Genomic DNA, 18,433 nt, shown 5'->3' with positions numbered 1-18,433 from the left:
GAAAATCATGAAAGCAGTTATATGTACAAAATACGGCCCACCAGAAGTTCTTCAACTTAGAAAAGTGGAAAAACCTGTTCCCAAGGATAATGAAGTACTGATAAAAGTTTATGCGACAACAGTGCATAGGGGGGATACGAGAATGCGTAGTTTAAATATCCCTGGTCGTCGCTGGCAAGTGCTTCTTGCAAGGATATTTTTAGGGATTAGAAAACCTAAAAAAGCTATACTGGGGATGGAGTTATCTGGGAAAATTGAAGTTTTAGGCAAAGATGTGAGGCTGTTTAAGGAAGGAGACGAAGTTTTTGCATCAACAGTTTGGGCAGGTTTTGGAGGATATGCCGAATACAAATGTATGCCTGAAGACGGAACACTGGCAATAAAACCGGCCAACATGACATTTGAGGAAGCTGCCGTTATCCCTTCAGGAGGAATTACAACCTTGGGTATTATTAGAACGGCAAATATCCAGAGTGGACAGAAAGTTCTTATTTATGGTGCTTCAGGTAGTGTGGGGACATTTGCAGTACAGCTTGCCAAGTCACTGGGAGCAGAAGTTACAGGAGTTTGTAGTACCACTAATTTGGAAATGGTAAAATCATTAGGAGCAGATAAGGTAATTGATTATACGGAAGACGATTTTACCCAAAAAAGTGAAAAATATGATGTTATATTTGACGCTGTAGCTAAGATTCCACCTAAACAGGCCAAAAAATCTCTGAAGAAAACAGGAATCTATCTCAACATACATATTTCTTCAGATAAAATAAAAACAAAAAATGTAATCTCCCTTCTCAAGGACCTTAAAGAGATTATTGAGGCAGGGAAGATAAGAGCAGTTATTGATAGATCTTATTCCATAGATCAAATTGTCGAGGCCCACAGATATGTCGATAAAGGACATAAAAAGGGAAATGTAGTCATTATCTTTGAACAATAGAGGTGAAAAAATGGAAAATAATGTAAATGGGCTCAAAGAATCGTTACCAATGAAATCTCTCTTATTATTGTATTCATATCATCATCATAACACCGAGAAGGTAGCTAAAGTAATCGCTAAAGTTCTTGATGCAGAAATAAAAACGCCAAAGGAAATTAAACCTGAAGAACTTCAAGAATATGATTTCATAGGATTTGGCTCAGGAATATATAGTGCCAAACACGAGGAGTCTCTGCTTAACCTAGCAGATTCACTACCCCAAGTTACTAACAAAAAAGCATTCATTTTCTCTACAGCAGGAATTACAGGAAAATCTAAAGCTTCTAACGATCACGCGACTCTCAGGAAAAAATTAGAATCTAAAGGCTACCTAATTGTTGATGAATTTCAATGTAAAGGTTTTAACACCAATAGTTTTCTTAAGCTTTTTGGGGGAATGAATAAGGGCAGACCCAATGATAAAGACCTTAAAAATGCAGAAGACTTTGCATTGAAAGTGATAGAAAACAACCCAAATGGTAATCAAGGTAGAAAATAATAGTTCTAGTAAAAGTTCTTGTTATATCACAAACAATCAGGTTCAAAAATAATCCAAAAGGAATTTATCATGAATATTGAAATTTATTATTTTTCTGGAACTGGTAATTCATTTGCAGTAGCAAGGGAAATCTCTGAAAAAACCAATGGTAAACTGATACCCATCCCTACAGTTATGAATCACGACCATATAACAACCAATGCAGATGTGATCGGGATTATATTCCCGGTTTATTACACAGGAATTATTAATATCCCACTTATTGTCCAGAGATTTGTTATGAAACTCGAAAACATTAATAAACCTTATATCTTTGCAGTCTGTACATATGGCGGCGGATTTGGCACAACATTAAAACTGTTGGATAAAATGATCAATTCACGCGGCGGTCGGCTTTCATCAGGATTTGGAGTTCATATGCCCCAAAACGCCTTCACCAAGCCTTTTGAAAACAAAGAGAAATTATATCAAGACTGGAAAAAGGAGAAACTTGCCACAATTTGTGAATGTGTTCTGGCCAAGCAAGAATACAAATTTGACACTGATAGTATTCTAATCAAACCAGTGGTTAACATTTTAGAACGAATTATGAAAACTGCTATTTTTAAACCCATATTCTTAAAATCAATGTCCAATACAGCAGGATTTAAAAAAAATCCTAATCTCCCAGCAGAGGAAATAATACACCTAATGGACAACAGTTATCATACAGACGAGAACTGTAAAAACTGCACTACCTGTGCCAAGATTTGCCCCGTACATAATATTAAATTAGTTGAGGGTAAACCAGTATGGCAACATCATTGTGAAACATGCTTAGCATGCATAAAATGGTGCCCGCAAAATGCTATCCATGGATATGGTGAATTTCCTAAAAGTTATCATCACCCTGATGTAATGATTTCAGACATGCAGCAGAATAAATAATATTTCAAATCATCCTAAATAGTTTTTAAAACAATATTATACTTTTAAAAAATAAATTAACTTAGTAAAATATTAATTTATGTATGAACCGTAACCATCTATTCTAATTAAAAATATTGATAATTATAAAGGGGTAAAATTTTAATGGATATAAAAAAGTTGTTAGGGATGGGTAAACCAGATATTAAAAAAATGGAAAAGGATAAAGACATTAAAGGACTCATGAATTTGCTTAAATACACAAATGATGAGTCAGTTCGAAGGGACGCTGCTTTTGCTATTGGTAAAATTACTGATTCAAGTATAATGGAACATCCCAATTTAAACGAAGAAAATTCAGATTTACCAAGTAAAAGCGAATATAAGGGAGAAATTGGAGAACTTTCGGTTGAAAAGCTCATAGATTCACTAAAAGATGAAGATTGGAATGTGCGAAAGAATGGTGCCAAGGCTCTTAGCGAAATGGGTCAATCTGCAGTTGAACCGCTCATTAATGCATTAAAAGATGATGAGTGGCGTGTAAGATGGCAGGCTGCAGAAACACTTGGCGAAATAGGAGATGTACGTGCAATCAAACCTCTCATAAACATATTAAATGATGAAAATAATGGTGTTAGAAGTAATTCTATTATTTCTCTTGTTAAAATAGGAGAACCTGCAGTGGAACTTCTCATTAATGCATTAAAAGATAAAGAATGGCAAATGAAAGGGCATGCTGCAGAAACACTTGGCGAAATAGGAGATGTAAATGCAGTTATACCTCTCATAAGCACATTAAAAGATGAAAATCCGTGGGTGAGAATGTCTGCTGCCAATGCTCTTGGTAATATTGGGGATGCTCGTGCAATAGAACCACTCCAAAAAGTATTAAACGATAAAGTCAATGATGTTCAAATAACAGCTGCCAAAGCTCTTGACAAACTTCTCAGATAACAATATCAAGAGGTTATATAAGTGATATAATAAAGGTTAGCATAAAAATTAAAGCTAATAGAGGATAAATTTAATCCTTGAAATAATCTTGTATTTGTCCCCAATTCGGATTTTATTCCTCTTTAAGGAATTGTTTTATTTCTTGTGCAATGATTTCGGGGTGAAATTTATTCTATTAATAATAGAGTAAACATGCGTAACTCATTGAGATTTTTACTGGTTTGAACCTCTAATTCTAATCCTGCATTTTTAACTGTTTTAAAGACATCAATGCCCGATGCCTCCATTGAAGGTCTGGATTCAGTAGCATATTTACAAGATAAAATACCATCTTCAACTACACATTTATCACAACTTGTACAAGGGCCACAAAACCCATATACAAATGACTTGTAATATCCTGATAAAAATGCATGTTTTTCTATCTCAAACAAGGATCTGCGTATATCTTTTAAAACTTTAGGAAATAAATCATCCATATTTTCAGTATCATATCTGTTAAATAGGGTTGATCCCTTGTATCCAATTAAAAATGCTTTAGAATACTCATTAAGCACTTTTTTGGTATCTTCTGGTTTTGGACTGTAAGGTGGGCATGATAATTTTTTAGCGTAATTAGGACATCCAAACTGACATTTTAATCTAACCCAATTCTCAACCACAACTTCTTCGGGATTAATGGGTAAAACTATGCTTGCTCCATCTTTAAGTGCCATATTTTTTATTTCTGCTTCTAAAATATTGAATGATTTCACCATAAAACACACCATTAAAAATTAAATATTTTCTTCCTTCAAGCTTATAATAAAAGTTTGATATTGTCTTAAATATATTTCATTTCATCTAATATCAATATAAATTGAGTTATTTGCAGGTTTTAAACTTAAAACTGGTTGTAGTAGCAATATTATTTCCTGCATTGTCCTTTACTGCTCCAGCAGGAATATAAACTTGGTATGTATTATATCCAAATCTTTTTTTAGTCATTTTGATATTGAGTATGTTATTTTTTATTGATTTGCTGATTCCAACTTTTTTTGCTGTATTTAAGTTTTTAATATAAATATTAGACCATTTACTACTTGTTTTAATATTTTCACTGAATTTTATTGATATTGTTGCTGTTTTTGAAAATCCTTTTGCACCATTTTTAGGATTAGTTATAGTTACTTTTGGAGATATTTTATCAATGTTATACCTTTCTGTATAAACAGGGGATTTTTTACTATTTTTAATTGTAATAAACTTCAATGTAGATGTGGATGATATTATAAATGGACCTGTATATTTTTTGCTATTATTAGTAGGGGTGGTGCTGTTTGTAGTGTAATAAATAGATCCATTTATATTCATTGAAAGAATAATTCTTTTATCAGTGTTGTATAGTCCAGTTTTATAATTGGCCTCTGCTGTGATGTTTATTATATCTTCAATAGGGCCTACAGGATCAACAATAGGGTCTACTATAGGGGTGGTCCCGATTGCAGTGTTTAATGCATTTATAAATGCAGTTGCATCGGAAGCTTTTTTGTTTTGTTCGTCATTTATGAATGTTTCATAGATTATTGTTGGTATTCCATATTTGCAATTGGAACAGTAACATATTCTGGACTAGTATGGTTTGGAGGAGTGTATATAACTAAAAATGGCATTTGACTGATTATTTCATTTGCATAGGTAGTTGTAACATTTGTATTTGAAATTGGATATAAAAATCTGGAATAAGCATAACCACTATTCTGGTATTGATTTTCATGAATATCCAGTGCCAAAATTGGTTTTTCTTTAGGAACATCGGGTACTACGAACTCTTGTGCTAGTAATTGTCCATTTAACCGTCCTTTATTGTAATCATCAGCATCTTGAGTTACATGTACTTTATAAATAATATACCTCTTTGTGAGATCTAATGTCTGGTTTCTAAGGCATTGGCAATGGCAGTGTGTATACCATTTTCTTGAGGGTGTACTCCAACTATGAGAACTATTGTCTGATTCGAGCTTTGATTTCCATATATTTCTTTTTCAACATATCCATAACTTGTATTACCAATTAGATTAGTGATGTTTATTTTATTTGTAACATAGTACCAAGATGTGACATTTACATTATCTGGTAGAACACTGGTTTGGTTGTAAGAGTTCAAGATTTGTGAATACATGTAAACTAATGATTCAAAACGGATTGTGTTTCCAGTACTTGTTTGAGTAGCATAATTAGGTGCACGTTTATTAGAATCCATAAAAGACTTTACTCGATTTGCAATTTCCAGATATTCTGTTGAATTTATAATACTATTTGTGATGTTTTCTGAAGGATTGGGGGGATTATCATAATTTTCAAGAGCAATTGTATCGGATGAAGTATTGTTTATATTTAATACAACTGATGTTAACAGTTCTAATAATTGTGACATGCTCACCATACATCCAGATATATTTACATCTACTGGAAGTGTTTGATTTGTGTCCACATAGGATAGTATGAAGCCTGTTGCATTGATCACTTGATCAGAAGTAAATGTTATAGGATCTGCTGCAGATACATTGCTTACGCTTAGCAAAAAGATTAAAAATAATATCGAAATAATAAATGATTTCTTCACTTCAATCACTATCAATTTTGTTAAAATATTATATTAATATATATTACTTATACAATCTTGATCTTAAGCATATATATTCTTTGTTTTGAGAAGGGATGGTAGAATAATCGGGGTGAACCAACTTCTTTTTATTATTACATGTTGATTTATGGAATAACAATAATTTATTTAGTATTCCATTCTAAATCCAAATTAATTTAATATTGAACATAAATTCCATTTTTTTTTACTAAATAATTATAAAGTTCAAATTATAATCAAAACCTATTCATTAAAATTTATTATATCATTTTTTATCAGTTTAAATCACATTTTAATAGGTTAATAGTAGATTTGAATGGAATTGAAATAATATCGTTGCTGTTGTTGTATATGAATTAATTAAATGCCGTATCTCATCTGTATTTAATTGATTAATTATTCTTTAAAAAATAATTTTTCTGAAAAATTTATGTCATTTGAAGTATAGAATATAGTAAGTGATGAATCAGATTTTAACTTGTATTAAACAAAAGATCAAGAGGTTTAAAAATTATGGATATCAGAGGTTTATATCTTATCGAGGGCAATCCTAACCCAGATTTTGTTGAGCTGGAAAATAGAGGATTAACAACTGTGTTTTATAAAGACAGTTTCTTGTTGAAGGATTATACAGTGTGTAAAAAAAATTTGAACAAACTGATAAGCGATTTAGAACATACCAATCTAAAATTGATAATTAACATAAATGGATTCAAAGCTTCGGATCAATCATCCCTAGTGGATCCAACTAACAATCAACACAGAAACACGTTAAAACAGGCACTTTTACAGTTACTCCAAGACTTTCCCGTTATTATGGGTATTTCCTTCGATGACTTCCATTGGCATGCATGGGATGGTTATACCGATGATCAGAAATCAACAATACTGGCAGAATTTGCAAAGGATATGTCAGGAACCATACATAAACTGAATCCCTCTGTGGAAGTTTCTGCTTCACTAAACTGGAAAGCCCAAACACTTCAAACAACTGCTGAAGAACTTGATTTTATAATCCCAAAAATCAATATTAGCCACACCAATGGCATACCCCTTTCTAAGGCTATTAAAACTCTTATTGAAGAAACTCAAAAGAGAATGGTTATAGAATTATTAACCTATGATACTGCTGTAATCTCAAACCAAGAAAACTTTCAGACATTTACAACGAGATTTCGACAGTAATAGGCATTAACGGTCCAAATTACTGTCTAAATGGATCTCCAATGATACCATTTGGTTTAGGATTTCCAAAGATGGATTATTCATTCACAGAGGTAAATTTAGATTTAAATCTGGTTTCTAAAAAGAAAACCATTACAGAAAGGTCGAGTAGAATATTATCAATAAATTTCTTAGACCAGAACAACAACCCTCTTTCTGATGATCTGTTAAAAACCATTGCAGGCAAGTATAAAATTATTGACCAGTCCACAGGAAAAATTATTAGGGATTTTACAAGTTTCACCCCGGATGATTCGGTTTATGAATTAGCACTTACAAGCGAGGATAATAGGATTATAAATCCAGATGTCTCCCAGGAAAATCATATAATAACAGTTTCCATAGTATATGGTAATGGTAAAACAGAGAACAATGAATTAACACTCACCATCTTAAATCTCACCGGAATAGATTAGGATAGAATAATTGGACCTGTTTTAGTTCGGGAGAAATTTTATAAATGAACTAAATATTCTTTGAATATTGTAAATAATTTCTTTCCAAATATTTTTTAACTTATTTCTAATTCAATTATCCTTTTTTTGAGGAGAGATTTTTGTTTTCTTCTCTTTATTTTGTTAATATAATACAAATCCAATTGATTAGTTAGAATTAATTTTTTTTTCTATTCTGGTTTTTGTCTTTTTGTCATGATACGTGTTGCTTTTACAGATTCCCAATATGCTAAATTTTTTATAGCACACATCACTTTTTCAATTTCAGCATCATCTTTTTCAGTCCATTTCTTGCCTGCATTTTCATAAATGAACCTGAAATATCCTTTTAAAAAATCAGCGGCTATTAAATATTCTTTTTTTGCTTTTTTTAGTTCTAATTCATATTCATTATCTTCCTTTAAGTCCATAAATCATATTCCCCCTTGTTATGCATTTAAGTAAAATTTATCCTGGTAGTATGAATAATTCTATTTGAAAATAATGAAATTTTATTTTTATATATCCTATATTACCTATGGATTTAATTTAAATGTTTTCAAAATTATTTTAGGATAAAATTAGATTAATTCCATCGTTTTTTTGAAATTAAAGTGTAATTAGAAAGATTATGAACAATTTCTAGATTTTATGTTGTTAGATTAACTTAAATGTGTTTAAAAACAAATCTGATATTGGTGGTATTTTATGGAAAAGTATGTTGTATCAGATTATATAAAAAATTTTGTTTTTAATAATTTTGATAATATTGAAGGATTGAGTGGTGATCGTAGCGAAGAATTTATTGAAAAGTTTAATGAAGTAATTGATAAAAACGAGGATGAAATTTATTTCAGGATGCTTGAAATAAAAGATAAAATAACTAAGGAAATGGATGATCTTGAAATAAAATGTAATGAAGAAAATTTTGAAGACATTTTAAATGATTATTCGGCAATATTTTTAATTTCTAAAAAATATTTTTATATAGCTTATGTGGGAATTTTCAACGATGCAGATTTAGATTACCCTAAATTTGATAAAGAAACTTATTCTCAATTCAGTTCCGGGGTTTATATTCCGTTTAAGAAGTGAATTAGCCGGTTTATATACAGCTAAACCATTCTTACTTTTTGGGATATAATTACCCCCTCTGTAAAATTCGATTTAATTAATATAATACTTTTTTTCTATTGTTTTATTCTGGATTTTAGTATTTTAGAAGTAATATTTATTTAGTTAAGAATTTGAATTTTAATGCATTTTAACTGTATTTATTCTCATTATATCACATAGAAATCCATTATATTTGTGGCAAAGCTAATGACATAATAACAGAATTTTTGATATATAGAATATTTCTAAATTTTAAAAAGAATTGGGAATATATTTCCTTTTTAGAATCTTGGAAGATTTTCTAGATTATCTTCCGCTGATGAATCCCTGTCGGTCCAGATATACTCTGTTCCGTCTATGTTACTACTTCTATTATGGCCCCTGCACACCATCTACCCTCTTTTTTAATCATAGTACCAATGTTATAACCTTTATTTATAGTATCGATAACTGCTGTTACAGTCCATGTTTTTTCTAACCCATATACAACTTCGCTATCTTTATATATTCTGACAGATTCGATATGGTTATCCTTGTAACAAACTTCTGAAATCCAATAGTGAACTTTATCTACCAATTATATCCCTCCTACTCAGAATTATATTTATATTTGTCTTGATATACAGATATGTTTCTTCGAAATAATTCAATTATTATACTAAAATATGAATTATCGTTCATCTGGTTAATATAATAACAAAATTTTTTCAATTATAATTTCTGGAATTAAATATTAAGTTTTTTAGTAGATTGATTCAGTTATTTCTATCATAAAATAATATCTAAATTATATAATAAGCAACCAATGGTGTGATATAACAAAACTAATAATACAGACAAGTTAAATACTTTTTTAAATCAAAATTCAAAATATTTTCCCATTAATAATTGTTAAACTCAATTTTACATGGTATAAAAATAAAATTGGGTTATAATTGGAAGAAAAATATTATAACCCTGATCTGATACTACTTTTAATTTTAGTGTCCTATTTACTAAATAATTATTGTCTTTTGGTTTTTTGGAATGAATCTAAAGTTATCTGTACTTCAAAATCCAATAATCCATCAGTTTCACAGTCTAAGGATTTAATGCCCGGATCCATAAACTTTATAGCTTGAAGTGAATAGCTGGTTGATTCTTTTTGACTATTTTTATTATACCCATTGAAAGATTCCATTTTATCACCTAATACTAAATGGTGTCTTTATAATATGTTACGCTAATCCTAGAGCGTATGAAAAGTAATAATCTATTTTGATAAAACTAAATCTAAAATCATTACCAGAAAACTATGAACTAAAAAAAATAATAAATAGTTTAACATTATTCTGATGATGCTAACACAGAAACAGGGGTAAGTGTATCGAGTGTATCAGAAACAAGAGAGCCGTTAACTAAAAGCTCTTCAAATGCTGCAAAAACATCATGAGGGCTTGGAATTAAATATGATGGTATTATTCCCGTGTAAGTTGTTAGCAATGCCCAGAATATAACAATAATTACTGGTACTATTAAAGAAATTAGTGTTTTTCTCATTTAATCACCTAAAAATTGGGTATCAAAAATTTGATCAACGGTCATGTTTTTTTTCAGATATCCCATTTGGAGCTCAATATTCATGAAGTTAATCACTTTATCTTGGAATGCTTTGTTTACTTGGGATACAAATTTCACATGAGGAAGTGACATCATTTCCAATTGAGGATTGGTTGTTAATTCTGTTGAAATTAGCTGAGCTGTCACATTTTGATTGTTGTTAACAAATTCTGTGGTGTTTTTATGTATATCCAGGAATTTTTGGAGTTCCTGCGGATGCTGATCAATAAAATCCTGACGTGCAACTATAACACAACATGGATGCCCCGGCATTATCTCATCAGAGTACATCATCACATTTCCAATGTCTCTGTAAGGGGCAAGGGAGACATATGGTTCATATGGTATATATGCATCCACTTTTTTGGAAGCCAATGTACTGGGTAGCATATAAATGTCCACCGAAGAAATATCAACCTCACTAGTGGTTAAATTATATTTCTGAAGTTGATAAAGTAGAAGAACTTGTTGTATGGAACTTACTCCGGGTGTGGCCACCTTTTTCCCCTTTAAATCTGTGGTATTGGTTATATTTTCTTTGGATCCACAACTATTCCGCTGCCATCAAGATTAACTGCACCAACAATTTTTATTGGCACCCCCTCACTTATTCCCTGCAATGCTGGAGCTATTCCTATATATCCTATGTCTATATCTCCACTTGCCACTGCTGAAACAATGCTTGAACCTGTGGATATGGTCATAGTTGTAACATTTAATACTTCATTTTTATATATATTCTATGCTTCAGCAACAAAAAGGGCTGATTCATGGTCACAAGGAATATAAGCAACTCTAATATCATTAGAGTTGTTATTTGAATAACTAGAATTGATTAAAACAAATAAAACAATTATAACACCAATAATGATTAAAATTGTTTGATTTCTCTTCATTAAAATTCTCCATCCATGTTAAATGGATTTATTTCTTATATTTCCAAATTGAAATATATTCTGTCCAAAACAGCTGTTTTTTATACAAAGTTTAAATTTTCTCTAAATATTCTGTATGTAGTTGAGTTTGATTTAAAGTGAAAATATTTAGGTTATAAATCTCCTATGATTACATAATTTATACATTTACCGTTCTACCCAATTTCCAGTCATTGGATTTTAATTGTTTCATGGTGAATATTGCAATACCAAATATAACTACTCTAATGATATTATATTTGATTGCTAAATGATCAATGAAAATATGCTGTATTTCTTTTTATCCACAATTAGGAGCATTATTAACTGCAATTACAGTTATAAAGATTGAATAGGGTTATATTTAGTTTTCTAATTTGGAATACGTGTTAAATTATTTATTTATATTTAAATCTTCCTATTTGGTTGTAATATTAGCATTATATTAATGTGAATAATTGTAATTATTAATAATGATATTATAAATAATATGGGATTTATGAACTTAATATTAATTAATATTCCGTATTAAGCCCTTAAATCTTAATTAATCATTTTTGGATATATTAGCGATCATTAGAGTTGATGTGTTAAAATATGGAGGGAAAAAAATGGTAGAAGATGAATTTGCAACGATAACAATAGATGGAAGAACGTTATCAAAACATACTCCTGCAAACCCTGCACCTTTGGGATTTATAGCCGTAGGATTAACAATTGTTTTTCTTGGTTTCTATCTTGCAGGATTTTATGCACTAAACAGTATGATATTAACTTTGGGATTAGTTTATGGAGGTATAACTCTATTAATAGTCAGTGCTATGGAATATAAAAATGGTAACACCTTTGGAACTGTCGCATTTGGATTATACGGAATATTTTGGATTTCAGATGTTCTTATATTAATATTTACAAAACTAGGTTGGGGAATAGCTCCAGATGTTAATGCATATGCAATATTCTATTTAATATGGGGAATATTTACAGTGGGAATATTTGTAGGAACTCTTAAAATAAGCAGGGCTTTACAATTCTTTTTCCTGACTCTCGCAATACTCTTCTTCCTATTAACTGCATCTACATTAACCGGAAATCCGGCAATAACATTAATTGCTGGTTATGAAGGAATAATATGCGGTGCAAGTGGTGTATATATAGGTCTTGCAGAAGTGTTAAACGATTTATACGATAGAAAAGTTTTACCGGTTTAATTACTGGTCAAAAGTCAAAAACGTTTAATTTTTTTTTCCTTTTTTTTTATTGGAATTTAACTCAAAAATTTTTTATTTAATTGCCCTCTTTATTTTTTAACTAATAATTCCTAAACTACTTTGATTTAAAATGTAAATTTTTAGAGGTTAGAACAATTACTAAATATCTAATTGAAATCTTTACTTTTATCCAAATTCTTAAAATTAAATTAAAAAAAATATGGTGAATATTAAATACTTTAAAAACTATATAATAAATATAGATTTTTTTCCCATAACCAAATCTGATTTGAAATAAAATGATTCAAGATAAATTCTGAAATATTTTTGTAAATTTTTAGAATTAAACAATTTTTAATATTATTCAATTGCAACAACAAAAAGATTCTTTAAGGATCTATAATTGTCCCCCTTAATTTTATCAAAAGATGAATAAGTTATTGACGTATTTCTTTTAAAAATATGGGTAAAAATCTATGAGTTAACCCAAAATCCTTAGATTAAAGGAAGGAATAATAAAAAAAGTGAGATTTGATAAGATGTCTAATTGTAAAAACTGTGGGAACGAAATTGAAATAAATCAGAAATTCTGTCCAGAGTGCGGCATTCTAACAGGTAATACTATTGAGAACCCTGATCCTCTTTATGACGATGAAATAAGAACAATAAAAATTGAAAAAGAGATTAATTTAGGTCCTGGAGAATGCTGTGGAAATTGTGAACATTCAAATGATTGGGGCTATGAATGTTCAGGAAAATGCAAATTACATAAAATCTATATCAGTTTAGATCAAAAATGTAAAGATTTTTCTTGTGATAAACCCTCAAAATAATATTAATTTCACGATAAAACATTTTTTTTATATATTTTTGTTTTTAACTGTAAAAAAGAGGGATTTTAATTGAAATTATGTTATATAATTATGGCATATTCAAATTTACATTCAAATGAATGTCCACATATACTAGAAATACATTCAACTAAAATCGAAGCAGGAAAAAGAAAAAATAAATTGGATGACAGTATAGAAAATCCAAATGACCCTATTAAAACGTATTATGAAATAGAAGAACACATAATCTTTTGAGGGGCACAAAAATGATTGAAATGAGATTTTTAAGAAATATTTAATATAAAAAAACATCATTGAAAGTTATTATAATTTTATAAAAGGAGTTAATATGAAAATTCCAAATGAACAGATAAATAAATTAGAATCATTTATTAAACAATGGGTAAACCCATCAGAATGGTATGAAATGAGAAAAAATGGTTTAAACAGTTTCCTAATGGCAGTAAAACGTAACAATGTTAAACCAGAGGATGTTGAGTTCGTTATTCAAAAGAATAGTAACGGCCAAATGATTTGTGAACCTGAAATTAAAAATAGTGAAAGCAAATCAAATTTAGAAGATTTACCCAAAAGTGAAAATACTGATAGGTTACGGAGATATCTCAAACAATTCCCAATATTCAATAATAGAATTGAAAATGGTGAAAATGTTGTAGATATTGCTATTTCCATCATTCAAAAATATTCAGAAGAAAAAACCCGGAATTATTAGAGTTGGGATAAAATTAATTAACTTTTATAATTTAAAGAGTATTTTTTTTTTATTAAAAAAGAATTTATTGAACTTTTAAAACCCTAAATCTTTATTTTCATTTATTATTTTTAAAAAAATACAATCTAATACAATTTAATTAAAAAACTTATATTCAAAATCAAAATATTTGAACAATTTTGATATTAAATTTTTTATTTATTTGATAACTCTTGATAGCTGTAGCTTTGTATTAGTCTAAGATTTAAAAACCTGTTATTTCCACTCTTATAAATTATTTCTAATAATTGATCATTTCCTCTGTGTAATAACAAGGAATCTATTATAGTTTCATTAGGGTCATCCTTTGAAAAAAATCCACTATATGAGTCATGGAATTCTTTATCAGCCTTATCAACTGCATATATTACATCTTTACCATTAAATATTCTAAAACTTTTTAGCTTTATTACCATTTTATTAACTCCAAAATAGTTTTTATATACGTGTTTTATATTCTAATTCTTCAAAATTTATAATAAATTCTGTTCCAGTTGTAACGTTGATTGTAAGATCACCATCAATCTGGTCTGTTAAATTCTTTACAAGTAGCAGACCCAATGAATCTAGTTTATTAAAGTCAAAATTTTCAGGTAGTCCTATACCATTATCACGTATTACAAGTTCAAATTTGTCTTCTTTTGATTTGAGTGAAATATAGATTTCTCCTGCCATTCCATTAGGAAAAGCATATTTTAAGCTGTTAGATACAAGTTCACTTATTATAAGCCCGCAAGGAACAGCAGTTTCCATATTTAAATTTATATTTTCTATTTTTAGTATCGGTTTAATTATGGTAGCATCGATATTATACGCATATAACAATTTTTGGATCAAATTTTGAACATAATTAACAAAATTAATATGAGTTAAATCTCCAGATCGATACAGTTCTTCGTGTATCATGGCCATAGATCTTACCCTATTCTGGCTTTCCTTTAAGACATCCACAGTTTCCTTTTCATCTACATAATTTGTTTGCAGGTTAAGTAAGCTTGAAACTATTTGCATATTATTCTTAACACGATGATGGATCTCCTTAATAAGTAATTCTTTCTCATGCAGAGAGTCTATAACTTCTTTTTCTGCTTTTTTACTTTCAGTTATATCACGAATTACCTCTATAGCACCAGTAATAATGCCTTTGTCATTATAAAGAGGTACTGCTTTTCCCCATAGGATACGATTAATCCCCTTTAATGGTGCGTTTGTCTGACCATAAATACCATCTTCCCATCTTTTAATTTTACTATATTGCTTTTCAATGACTTTATTGGGATCGGTTACAAGATCAATTAATATTGGTCTTCTAATTCCATAAATTGGCAGAGCATATTCATAATTTCCTTTTCCCAACATATCTTCGGCCCTAAATCCAGTTATAGCCTCAATGGCACGATTCCAAGCTATAACTTCTCCCCTACTGTTAATGGCAAATGTTGGATCGGGTAAAAAATCAATAATATCAAATAAACGGTTTTTAGATTCTATTAATTCTTTTTCAGCCTCTTTACGATGGGTAATATTTTTAAATACCGTTACAAATTGATCACCACCAGATTTGTACACTGATATATGCAACCAAATTTTTAATGGATTGATATATAATTCGAATGACTCTGTAATACCGGTCAATATTACTCTTCTATATATTTCAAATAAGTCTGGTTTTAATTTTTTAAGTTGTGGAATTACCTCTGTGACTCTTCTATCCTTAACATTTTTAAGTCCAGTCAATTGTTCGAATGCTCTGTTTACTTCCAAATATATCCAGTCAATTGGACGTCCTTTTTCATCAAAAAGCATTTTACAATAGGCATAGCCATCTATCATATTTTCAAATAATTTATGAAACTGTTTTTCACTATCTTCTAAGGCTAATTCCAGTTTTTTTATTTCTTTTATTTCTTTAATGACCACACTGACCAGTTCATTACCCTCTTCATCTCTGAAATTATTGGAAGATATTAAAGCATTAAATTTTTCACCGTTCTTTTGTATAATTGTTATTTCACGGCTTGATTTATCTGCAATTCCAGATTTTTCGAAGATAAAGTTTAATTTTGTTTCACCGGTATCAACAATAGCATATATACTAAGTTTGAGTAATTCTTCATTGGAATATCCTAAAATCTGTTGGACTTTGGGATTAGCAGCCAAAATAGTACCATCAAGGGTTGTTAATAAAATAGCTTCCAAACTACTTTCAAAAATAGATTTATATACTCGATCTGATCCAGAATTAACAGACATTGATTTTACCCATAATTTAAAATATATATTATTAATTGTGCTAAACAGATATGTAAAACTTATGTTTTTCAGAATAAAGAAGATTTAATGGGAATTGTACTATTATTAAACCCATATCTAAATCTAAAAAAACAGATAATTCTAAAACAAATAATATTATTTATGATGATTAGTTTTTATTACAAAATAAGAGCAAATACCATATGGATTAGTATTTACATTCCATTATAAAATTCTATTTTTTTAAATCCTAGTAGTATGAAATTTAAAAAAATATTAAAAAAAATCTTTTTAATATTTTTCCCCTTTAGGAGTAATTTTAATATCCTGACCATCATAGGTCTCAGGACCATCGTATTCTATGTATCCTCTCCATTTCAGGTCTCGGATATATGAATCTAACTCATTATACTCAATATTTAAACTTTCTTCCAAATCTTTAGACGATACTACAGGATTTTCTGGATTTTCCTTCTTTGCATTAGATAACATTTTTAAGATTTTCTTCTTTTTGTTTTCATCCATTTTAGTTTTCCCCATTTAACTTACGTATAAACTCTGTATTAACCCTCAGATCTCAACTTCGTTATGTGCTTCAATTGTGATGTCTGTATATTCATTGTTATTTATTATGGTGTTATACTGGTCTTTGTCGTGTTTTTTACCTATTAATCGAATTTTTTTACCATTCCATCTACCGTGATATACTGTATCTTTGTTATCGGGTTCTTTATTTTCATGGGCACCCATGAGATACCAGAAAATGGTTGAACTTTCTATAAAATCTAGTTCACGATCTCTTGAGTAGTCACCAACTCTCATAGGGTCAATAAATTCTTTCTCTGATTCATTAACCATAATATAAAAGTCTGTCATTTATTATCATCCCCCAATTTATTATTTTTAATTGGTTTTTGAATATATTTTCATAAGAGTTTAGTACTACTTATTAAGTATATCACATAACCAATATAACAGTACGGAAAATTGATAAAATAATTAATAAAAGAATATACTTTTGACTGTAGTTTACATGCTTTTGAATGGATTTAAATCCAAACATATTTATTTGAATGATTTAGATGGAACAATATTGTTTAATTCTTGTAGTTGTTCTAATAAAAAAGGATTTGATTGGTTTTCCTCCATATGTCTAATTCATATATTTCAATAAACTAGATAGTTATTGGTACACCTGTTTTTTGTATAGGTTTTCGTTTCTGCATTAACAGTGTTTGCGGTATTTATTTCCAACACCTCCACCATTACTTAGTACAGTAACTGTTTTAGATACAAATAGGCTAGTATTCACATTAATAAAACATCTTATGAGATTCTATTCTTTGTTGTAGGTATAAGTGAGCCAGAATTCTTTTATTGTTTCAACAATGTTTTGGTATTCCTTGAAATTATTGGGTTTGGTTAAGAATAGGTCTGGATGATATTTCTCTAGATGTTTCACTTTTTCATAATCATCGGTTAAAATAATCACAGGTACATTTTTTATGATACTCTTTTTTTCCATGATATTTTCTAAATTTTCCAATCCACTCTCACCACGTAGTGTTGCAAAATCAAATATTATAATATTTGCTATAGGAAAATCACTGTAAACTCCTTGTTGGAATATCATGTTACTGGCTTCTTCAACACTCCCTGTAAAGCGGATGCTGGTAGTGAGTTTTGATCTTCCAAATGTTGCTATTAATTCCTGCATAATTTTTGGATCGTTTCCTATTAGCAGGATTTCAACTGGTTCATTTATCTTTTGTACAAATTCTTTTAAAATCTGTTCAAAATCGTGCTTTACAGAGTTTTTTAATGCATTTACCAATTTTTCAGTATCCTCTTTATTTAATGCATTACCCAATATTTTTTCAACTAACTTCCATTCATCTGTTCCGCTCATGGATATCCTACTCCCTAGTATCATTTAAAAGCTAAAAAAATAGTTTTAATTCTTTAAAGTTAAAGATAAATTTAGGTTTAAATCCTGCCGGACCATCTTATTATAATCCCTTTTATACATTTATGATTCCATCAATGATTAGACTATACCAATTAATCTTATGTTGATAATTATTATTAATAATTTCTATATTAATAAAAAGTA

General features: G+C 29.4%; 29 protein-coding genes. 12 read left to right on the top strand and 17 right to left on the bottom strand.

The features are described from left to right. Positions 1-7 precede the first annotated feature (7 nt). The 4 genes from DL91_RS04530 to DL91_RS04515 all read left to right on the top strand — a co-directional run bounded on the left by DL91_RS04530 (position 8) and on the right by DL91_RS04515 (position 3,338). Entirely contained in the window at positions 8-940 is a 933-nt protein-coding gene (locus DL91_RS04530) for an NAD(P)-dependent alcohol dehydrogenase (protein WP_048190427.1), read from the top strand. Positions 941-950: 10 nt separating this feature from the next. Further along, the gene (locus DL91_RS04525; protein ID WP_048190426.1) at positions 951-1,478 is read left to right on the top strand and encodes a flavodoxin family protein; all 528 of its coding nucleotides are present in this window, start codon (positions 951-953) and stop codon (positions 1,476-1,478) included. A gap of 69 nt (positions 1,479-1,547) precedes the next feature. After that, a complete protein-coding gene (locus DL91_RS04520) occupies positions 1,548-2,405 on the top strand; it encodes an EFR1 family ferrodoxin (protein WP_048190425.1) in 858 nt (285 codons plus the stop codon). Between the two features lie 144 nt (positions 2,406-2,549). Continuing rightward, positions 2,550-3,338 carry a HEAT repeat domain-containing protein gene (locus DL91_RS04515; RefSeq protein WP_156095986.1) on the top strand — a complete coding sequence of 263 codons (789 nt, stop codon included), beginning with the start codon at positions 2,550-2,552 and terminating at the stop codon, positions 3,336-3,338. Between the two features lie 167 nt (positions 3,339-3,505). Here DL91_RS04515 and DL91_RS04510 read toward each other — a convergent pair whose 3' ends face one another. After that, positions 3,506-4,096, bottom strand: a complete 591-nt coding sequence (locus tag DL91_RS04510; RefSeq protein ID WP_048190424.1) for a DUF2284 domain-containing protein — start codon at positions 4,094-4,096, stop codon at positions 3,506-3,508. Positions 4,097-4,202: 106 nt separating this feature from the next. After that, the gene (locus DL91_RS13805) at positions 4,203-4,754 is read right to left on the bottom strand and encodes an Ig-like domain-containing protein (RefSeq protein WP_255343959.1); all 552 of its coding nucleotides are present in this window, start codon (positions 4,752-4,754) and stop codon (positions 4,203-4,205) included. Between DL91_RS13805 and DL91_RS13485 the strand changes: the two genes are divergently transcribed. Beyond that, positions 4,738-4,899, top strand: a complete 162-nt coding sequence (locus DL91_RS13485) for a hypothetical protein (RefSeq protein WP_197050593.1) — start codon at positions 4,738-4,740, stop codon at positions 4,897-4,899. The two genes, DL91_RS13805 and DL91_RS13485, sit on opposite strands and share 17 nt — an antisense overlap. Position 4,900: 1 nt before the next feature. Here DL91_RS13485 and DL91_RS12795 read toward each other — a convergent pair whose 3' ends face one another. Then, complete coding sequence (locus DL91_RS12795; RefSeq protein WP_052374153.1) at positions 4,901-5,110, bottom strand: hypothetical protein; 210 nt, start codon at positions 5,108-5,110, stop codon at positions 4,901-4,903. A 134-nt stretch (positions 5,111-5,244) separates the two neighbouring features. After that, entirely contained in the window at positions 5,245-5,943 is a 699-nt protein-coding gene (locus DL91_RS12790) for a pseudomurein-binding repeat-containing protein (RefSeq protein WP_052374152.1), read from the bottom strand. A 534-nt stretch (positions 5,944-6,477) separates the two neighbouring features. Between DL91_RS12790 and DL91_RS04500 the strand changes: the two genes are divergently transcribed. Together DL91_RS04500 and DL91_RS04495 are read left to right on the top strand one after the other, a co-directional pair. Next, positions 6,478-7,149 (top strand): hypothetical protein, encoded by a 672-nt coding sequence (locus tag DL91_RS04500; RefSeq protein ID WP_048190423.1) that lies wholly within the window; start codon positions 6,478-6,480, stop codon positions 7,147-7,149. Positions 7,150-7,190: 41 nt separating this feature from the next. Further along, positions 7,191-7,604, top strand: coding sequence for a hypothetical protein (locus DL91_RS04495; RefSeq protein ID WP_048190422.1), 414 nt, complete (start codon positions 7,191-7,193; stop codon positions 7,602-7,604). Positions 7,605-7,813: 209 nt separating this feature from the next. Here the strand turns inward: DL91_RS04495 and DL91_RS04490 are convergent, their stop codons facing one another. Then, positions 7,814-8,053 (bottom strand): hypothetical protein, encoded by a 240-nt coding sequence (locus DL91_RS04490; RefSeq protein WP_048190421.1) that lies wholly within the window; start codon positions 8,051-8,053, stop codon positions 7,814-7,816. Between the two features lie 277 nt (positions 8,054-8,330). On the opposite strand from DL91_RS04490, the gene DL91_RS04485 reads away from it, so the two are divergent. Continuing rightward, the gene (locus DL91_RS04485; protein ID WP_048190420.1) at positions 8,331-8,717 is read left to right on the top strand and encodes a hypothetical protein; all 387 of its coding nucleotides are present in this window, start codon (positions 8,331-8,333) and stop codon (positions 8,715-8,717) included. 302 nt (positions 8,718-9,019) lie between these two features. Here the strand turns inward: DL91_RS04485 and DL91_RS14510 are convergent, their stop codons facing one another. The 7 genes from DL91_RS14510 to DL91_RS14150 all read right to left on the bottom strand — a co-directional run bounded on the left by DL91_RS14510 (position 9,020) and on the right by DL91_RS14150 (position 11,233). After that, positions 9,020-9,130 (bottom strand): DUF3892 domain-containing protein, encoded by a 111-nt coding sequence (locus DL91_RS14510; RefSeq protein ID WP_156095980.1) that lies wholly within the window; start codon positions 9,128-9,130, stop codon positions 9,020-9,022. After that, the gene (locus tag DL91_RS04480; RefSeq protein WP_048190419.1) at positions 9,094-9,315 is read right to left on the bottom strand and encodes a hypothetical protein; all 222 of its coding nucleotides are present in this window, start codon (positions 9,313-9,315) and stop codon (positions 9,094-9,096) included. The genes DL91_RS14510 and DL91_RS04480 overlap by 37 nt, the downstream gene beginning before the upstream one ends. Positions 9,316-9,741: 426 nt before the next feature. Further along, the gene (locus DL91_RS13475) at positions 9,742-9,918 is read right to left on the bottom strand and encodes a hypothetical protein (protein WP_156095978.1); all 177 of its coding nucleotides are present in this window, start codon (positions 9,916-9,918) and stop codon (positions 9,742-9,744) included. A 146-nt stretch (positions 9,919-10,064) separates the two neighbouring features. Beyond that, positions 10,065-10,277: a hypothetical protein gene (locus DL91_RS04475; RefSeq protein ID WP_048190418.1), complete on the bottom strand. Its 213-nt coding sequence runs from the start codon at positions 10,275-10,277 to the stop codon at positions 10,065-10,067. Beyond that, positions 10,278-10,835 carry an ABC transporter substrate-binding protein gene (locus DL91_RS04470; protein ID WP_255343921.1) on the bottom strand — a complete coding sequence of 186 codons (558 nt, stop codon included), beginning with the start codon at positions 10,833-10,835 and terminating at the stop codon, positions 10,278-10,280. It lies immediately after the preceding gene. A 29-nt stretch (positions 10,836-10,864) separates the two neighbouring features. Next, positions 10,865-11,041 carry a hypothetical protein gene (locus DL91_RS14350; RefSeq protein ID WP_255343920.1) on the bottom strand — a complete coding sequence of 59 codons (177 nt, stop codon included), beginning with the start codon at positions 11,039-11,041 and terminating at the stop codon, positions 10,865-10,867. A 36-nt stretch (positions 11,042-11,077) separates the two neighbouring features. Next, entirely contained in the window at positions 11,078-11,233 is a 156-nt protein-coding gene (locus DL91_RS14150; protein WP_231551388.1) for a hypothetical protein, read from the bottom strand. 629 nt (positions 11,234-11,862) lie between these two features. Between DL91_RS14150 and DL91_RS04465 the strand changes: the two genes are divergently transcribed. The 4 genes from DL91_RS04465 to DL91_RS04450 all read left to right on the top strand — a co-directional run bounded on the left by DL91_RS04465 (position 11,863) and on the right by DL91_RS04450 (position 14,028). After that, on the top strand, positions 11,863-12,462 hold the full coding sequence (locus DL91_RS04465) for an acetate uptake transporter (protein ID WP_048190417.1): 600 nt from the start codon (positions 11,863-11,865) through the stop codon (positions 12,460-12,462). A 539-nt stretch (positions 12,463-13,001) separates the two neighbouring features. Continuing rightward, positions 13,002-13,295 carry a zinc-ribbon domain-containing protein gene (locus tag DL91_RS04460; protein ID WP_048190416.1) on the top strand — a complete coding sequence of 98 codons (294 nt, stop codon included), beginning with the start codon at positions 13,002-13,004 and terminating at the stop codon, positions 13,293-13,295. 69 nt (positions 13,296-13,364) lie between these two features. Then, the gene (locus DL91_RS04455; RefSeq protein ID WP_048190415.1) at positions 13,365-13,550 is read left to right on the top strand and encodes a hypothetical protein; all 186 of its coding nucleotides are present in this window, start codon (positions 13,365-13,367) and stop codon (positions 13,548-13,550) included. Between the two features lie 94 nt (positions 13,551-13,644). After that, the gene (locus DL91_RS04450) at positions 13,645-14,028 is read left to right on the top strand and encodes a hypothetical protein (protein WP_048190414.1); all 384 of its coding nucleotides are present in this window, start codon (positions 13,645-13,647) and stop codon (positions 14,026-14,028) included. Between the two features lie 194 nt (positions 14,029-14,222). Here DL91_RS04450 and DL91_RS04445 read toward each other — a convergent pair whose 3' ends face one another. The 5 genes from DL91_RS04445 to DL91_RS04425 form a co-directional block, all read right to left on the bottom strand. Beyond that, entirely contained in the window at positions 14,223-14,483 is a 261-nt protein-coding gene (locus tag DL91_RS04445) for a hypothetical protein (RefSeq protein ID WP_048190413.1), read from the bottom strand. Between the two features lie 22 nt (positions 14,484-14,505). Then, a complete protein-coding gene (locus tag DL91_RS12785) occupies positions 14,506-16,320 on the bottom strand; it encodes a PAS domain S-box protein (RefSeq protein ID WP_052374150.1) in 1,815 nt (604 codons plus the stop codon). Between the two features lie 291 nt (positions 16,321-16,611). Next, a complete protein-coding gene (locus tag DL91_RS04435; protein WP_048190412.1) occupies positions 16,612-16,845 on the bottom strand; it encodes a hypothetical protein in 234 nt (77 codons plus the stop codon). 45 nt (positions 16,846-16,890) lie between these two features. Beyond that, positions 16,891-17,196, bottom strand: a complete 306-nt coding sequence (locus tag DL91_RS04430) for a hypothetical protein (protein WP_048190411.1) — start codon at positions 17,194-17,196, stop codon at positions 16,891-16,893. Between the two features lie 460 nt (positions 17,197-17,656). Further along, positions 17,657-18,229: a histidine kinase gene (locus DL91_RS04425; protein ID WP_048190410.1), complete on the bottom strand. Its 573-nt coding sequence runs from the start codon at positions 18,227-18,229 to the stop codon at positions 17,657-17,659. Between the last annotated feature and the right edge of the window lie 204 nt (positions 18,230-18,433).

The organism is Methanobacterium sp. SMA-27 (genome assembly GCF_000744455.1).
Taxonomy (GTDB): Archaea; Methanobacteriota; Methanobacteria; order Methanobacteriales; family Methanobacteriaceae; genus Methanobacterium_B.
This window is presented reverse-complemented; position numbering and strand designations above follow the sequence as displayed.

Bases quoted from the DNA above. Each gene is read 5' to 3' on its own strand.
- DL91_RS04430 (WP_048190411.1), bottom strand. From the start codon at position 17,196: ATGACAGACTTTTATATTATGGTTAATGAATCAGAGAAAGAATTTATT.
- DL91_RS04520 (WP_048190425.1), top strand. From the start codon at position 1,548: ATGAATATTGAAATTTATTATTTTTCTGGAACTGGTAATTCATTTGCA.
- DL91_RS04495 (WP_048190422.1), top strand. From the start codon at position 7,191: ATGATACCATTTGGTTTAGGATTTCCAAAGATGGATTATTCATTCACA.
- DL91_RS04460 (WP_048190416.1), top strand. From the start codon at position 13,002: ATGTCTAATTGTAAAAACTGTGGGAACGAAATTGAAATAAATCAGAAA.
- DL91_RS04425 (WP_048190410.1), bottom strand. From the start codon at position 18,229: ATGAGCGGAACAGATGAATGGAAGTTAGTTGAAAAAATATTGGGTAAT.
- DL91_RS14510 (WP_156095980.1), bottom strand. From the start codon at position 9,130: ATGGTGTGCAGGGGCCATAATAGAAGTAGTAACATAGACGGAACAGAG.
- DL91_RS04475 (WP_048190418.1), bottom strand. From the start codon at position 10,277: ATGAGAAAAACACTAATTTCTTTAATAGTACCAGTAATTATTGTTATA.
- DL91_RS14350 (WP_255343920.1), bottom strand. From the start codon at position 11,041: ATGACCATATCCACAGGTTCAAGCATTGTTTCAGCAGTGGCAAGTGGA.
- DL91_RS04445 (WP_048190413.1), bottom strand. From the start codon at position 14,483: ATGGTAATAAAGCTAAAAAGTTTTAGAATATTTAATGGTAAAGATGTA.
- DL91_RS04530 (WP_048190427.1), top strand. From the start codon at position 8: ATGAAAGCAGTTATATGTACAAAATACGGCCCACCAGAAGTTCTTCAA.
- DL91_RS14150 (WP_231551388.1), bottom strand. From the start codon at position 11,233: ATGAAGAGAAATCAAACAATTTTAATCATTATTGGTGTTATAATTGTT.
- DL91_RS04435 (WP_048190412.1), bottom strand. From the start codon at position 16,845: ATGGATGAAAACAAAAAGAAGAAAATCTTAAAAATGTTATCTAATGCA.
- DL91_RS13475 (WP_156095978.1), bottom strand. From the start codon at position 9,918: ATGGAATCTTTCAATGGGTATAATAAAAATAGTCAAAAAGAATCAACC.
- DL91_RS12785 (WP_052374150.1), bottom strand. From the start codon at position 16,320: ATGTCTGTTAATTCTGGATCAGATCGAGTATATAAATCTATTTTTGAA.
- DL91_RS04465 (WP_048190417.1), top strand. From the start codon at position 11,863: ATGGTAGAAGATGAATTTGCAACGATAACAATAGATGGAAGAACGTTA.
- DL91_RS04525 (WP_048190426.1), top strand. From the start codon at position 951: ATGGAAAATAATGTAAATGGGCTCAAAGAATCGTTACCAATGAAATCT.
- DL91_RS04450 (WP_048190414.1), top strand. From the start codon at position 13,645: ATGAAAATTCCAAATGAACAGATAAATAAATTAGAATCATTTATTAAA.
- DL91_RS04510 (WP_048190424.1), bottom strand. From the start codon at position 4,096: ATGGTGAAATCATTCAATATTTTAGAAGCAGAAATAAAAAATATGGCA.
- DL91_RS04485 (WP_048190420.1), top strand. From the start codon at position 8,331: ATGGAAAAGTATGTTGTATCAGATTATATAAAAAATTTTGTTTTTAAT.
- DL91_RS04500 (WP_048190423.1), top strand. From the start codon at position 6,478: ATGGATATCAGAGGTTTATATCTTATCGAGGGCAATCCTAACCCAGAT.
- DL91_RS04515 (WP_156095986.1), top strand. From the start codon at position 2,550: ATGGATATAAAAAAGTTGTTAGGGATGGGTAAACCAGATATTAAAAAA.
- DL91_RS04490 (WP_048190421.1), bottom strand. From the start codon at position 8,053: ATGGACTTAAAGGAAGATAATGAATATGAATTAGAACTAAAAAAAGCA.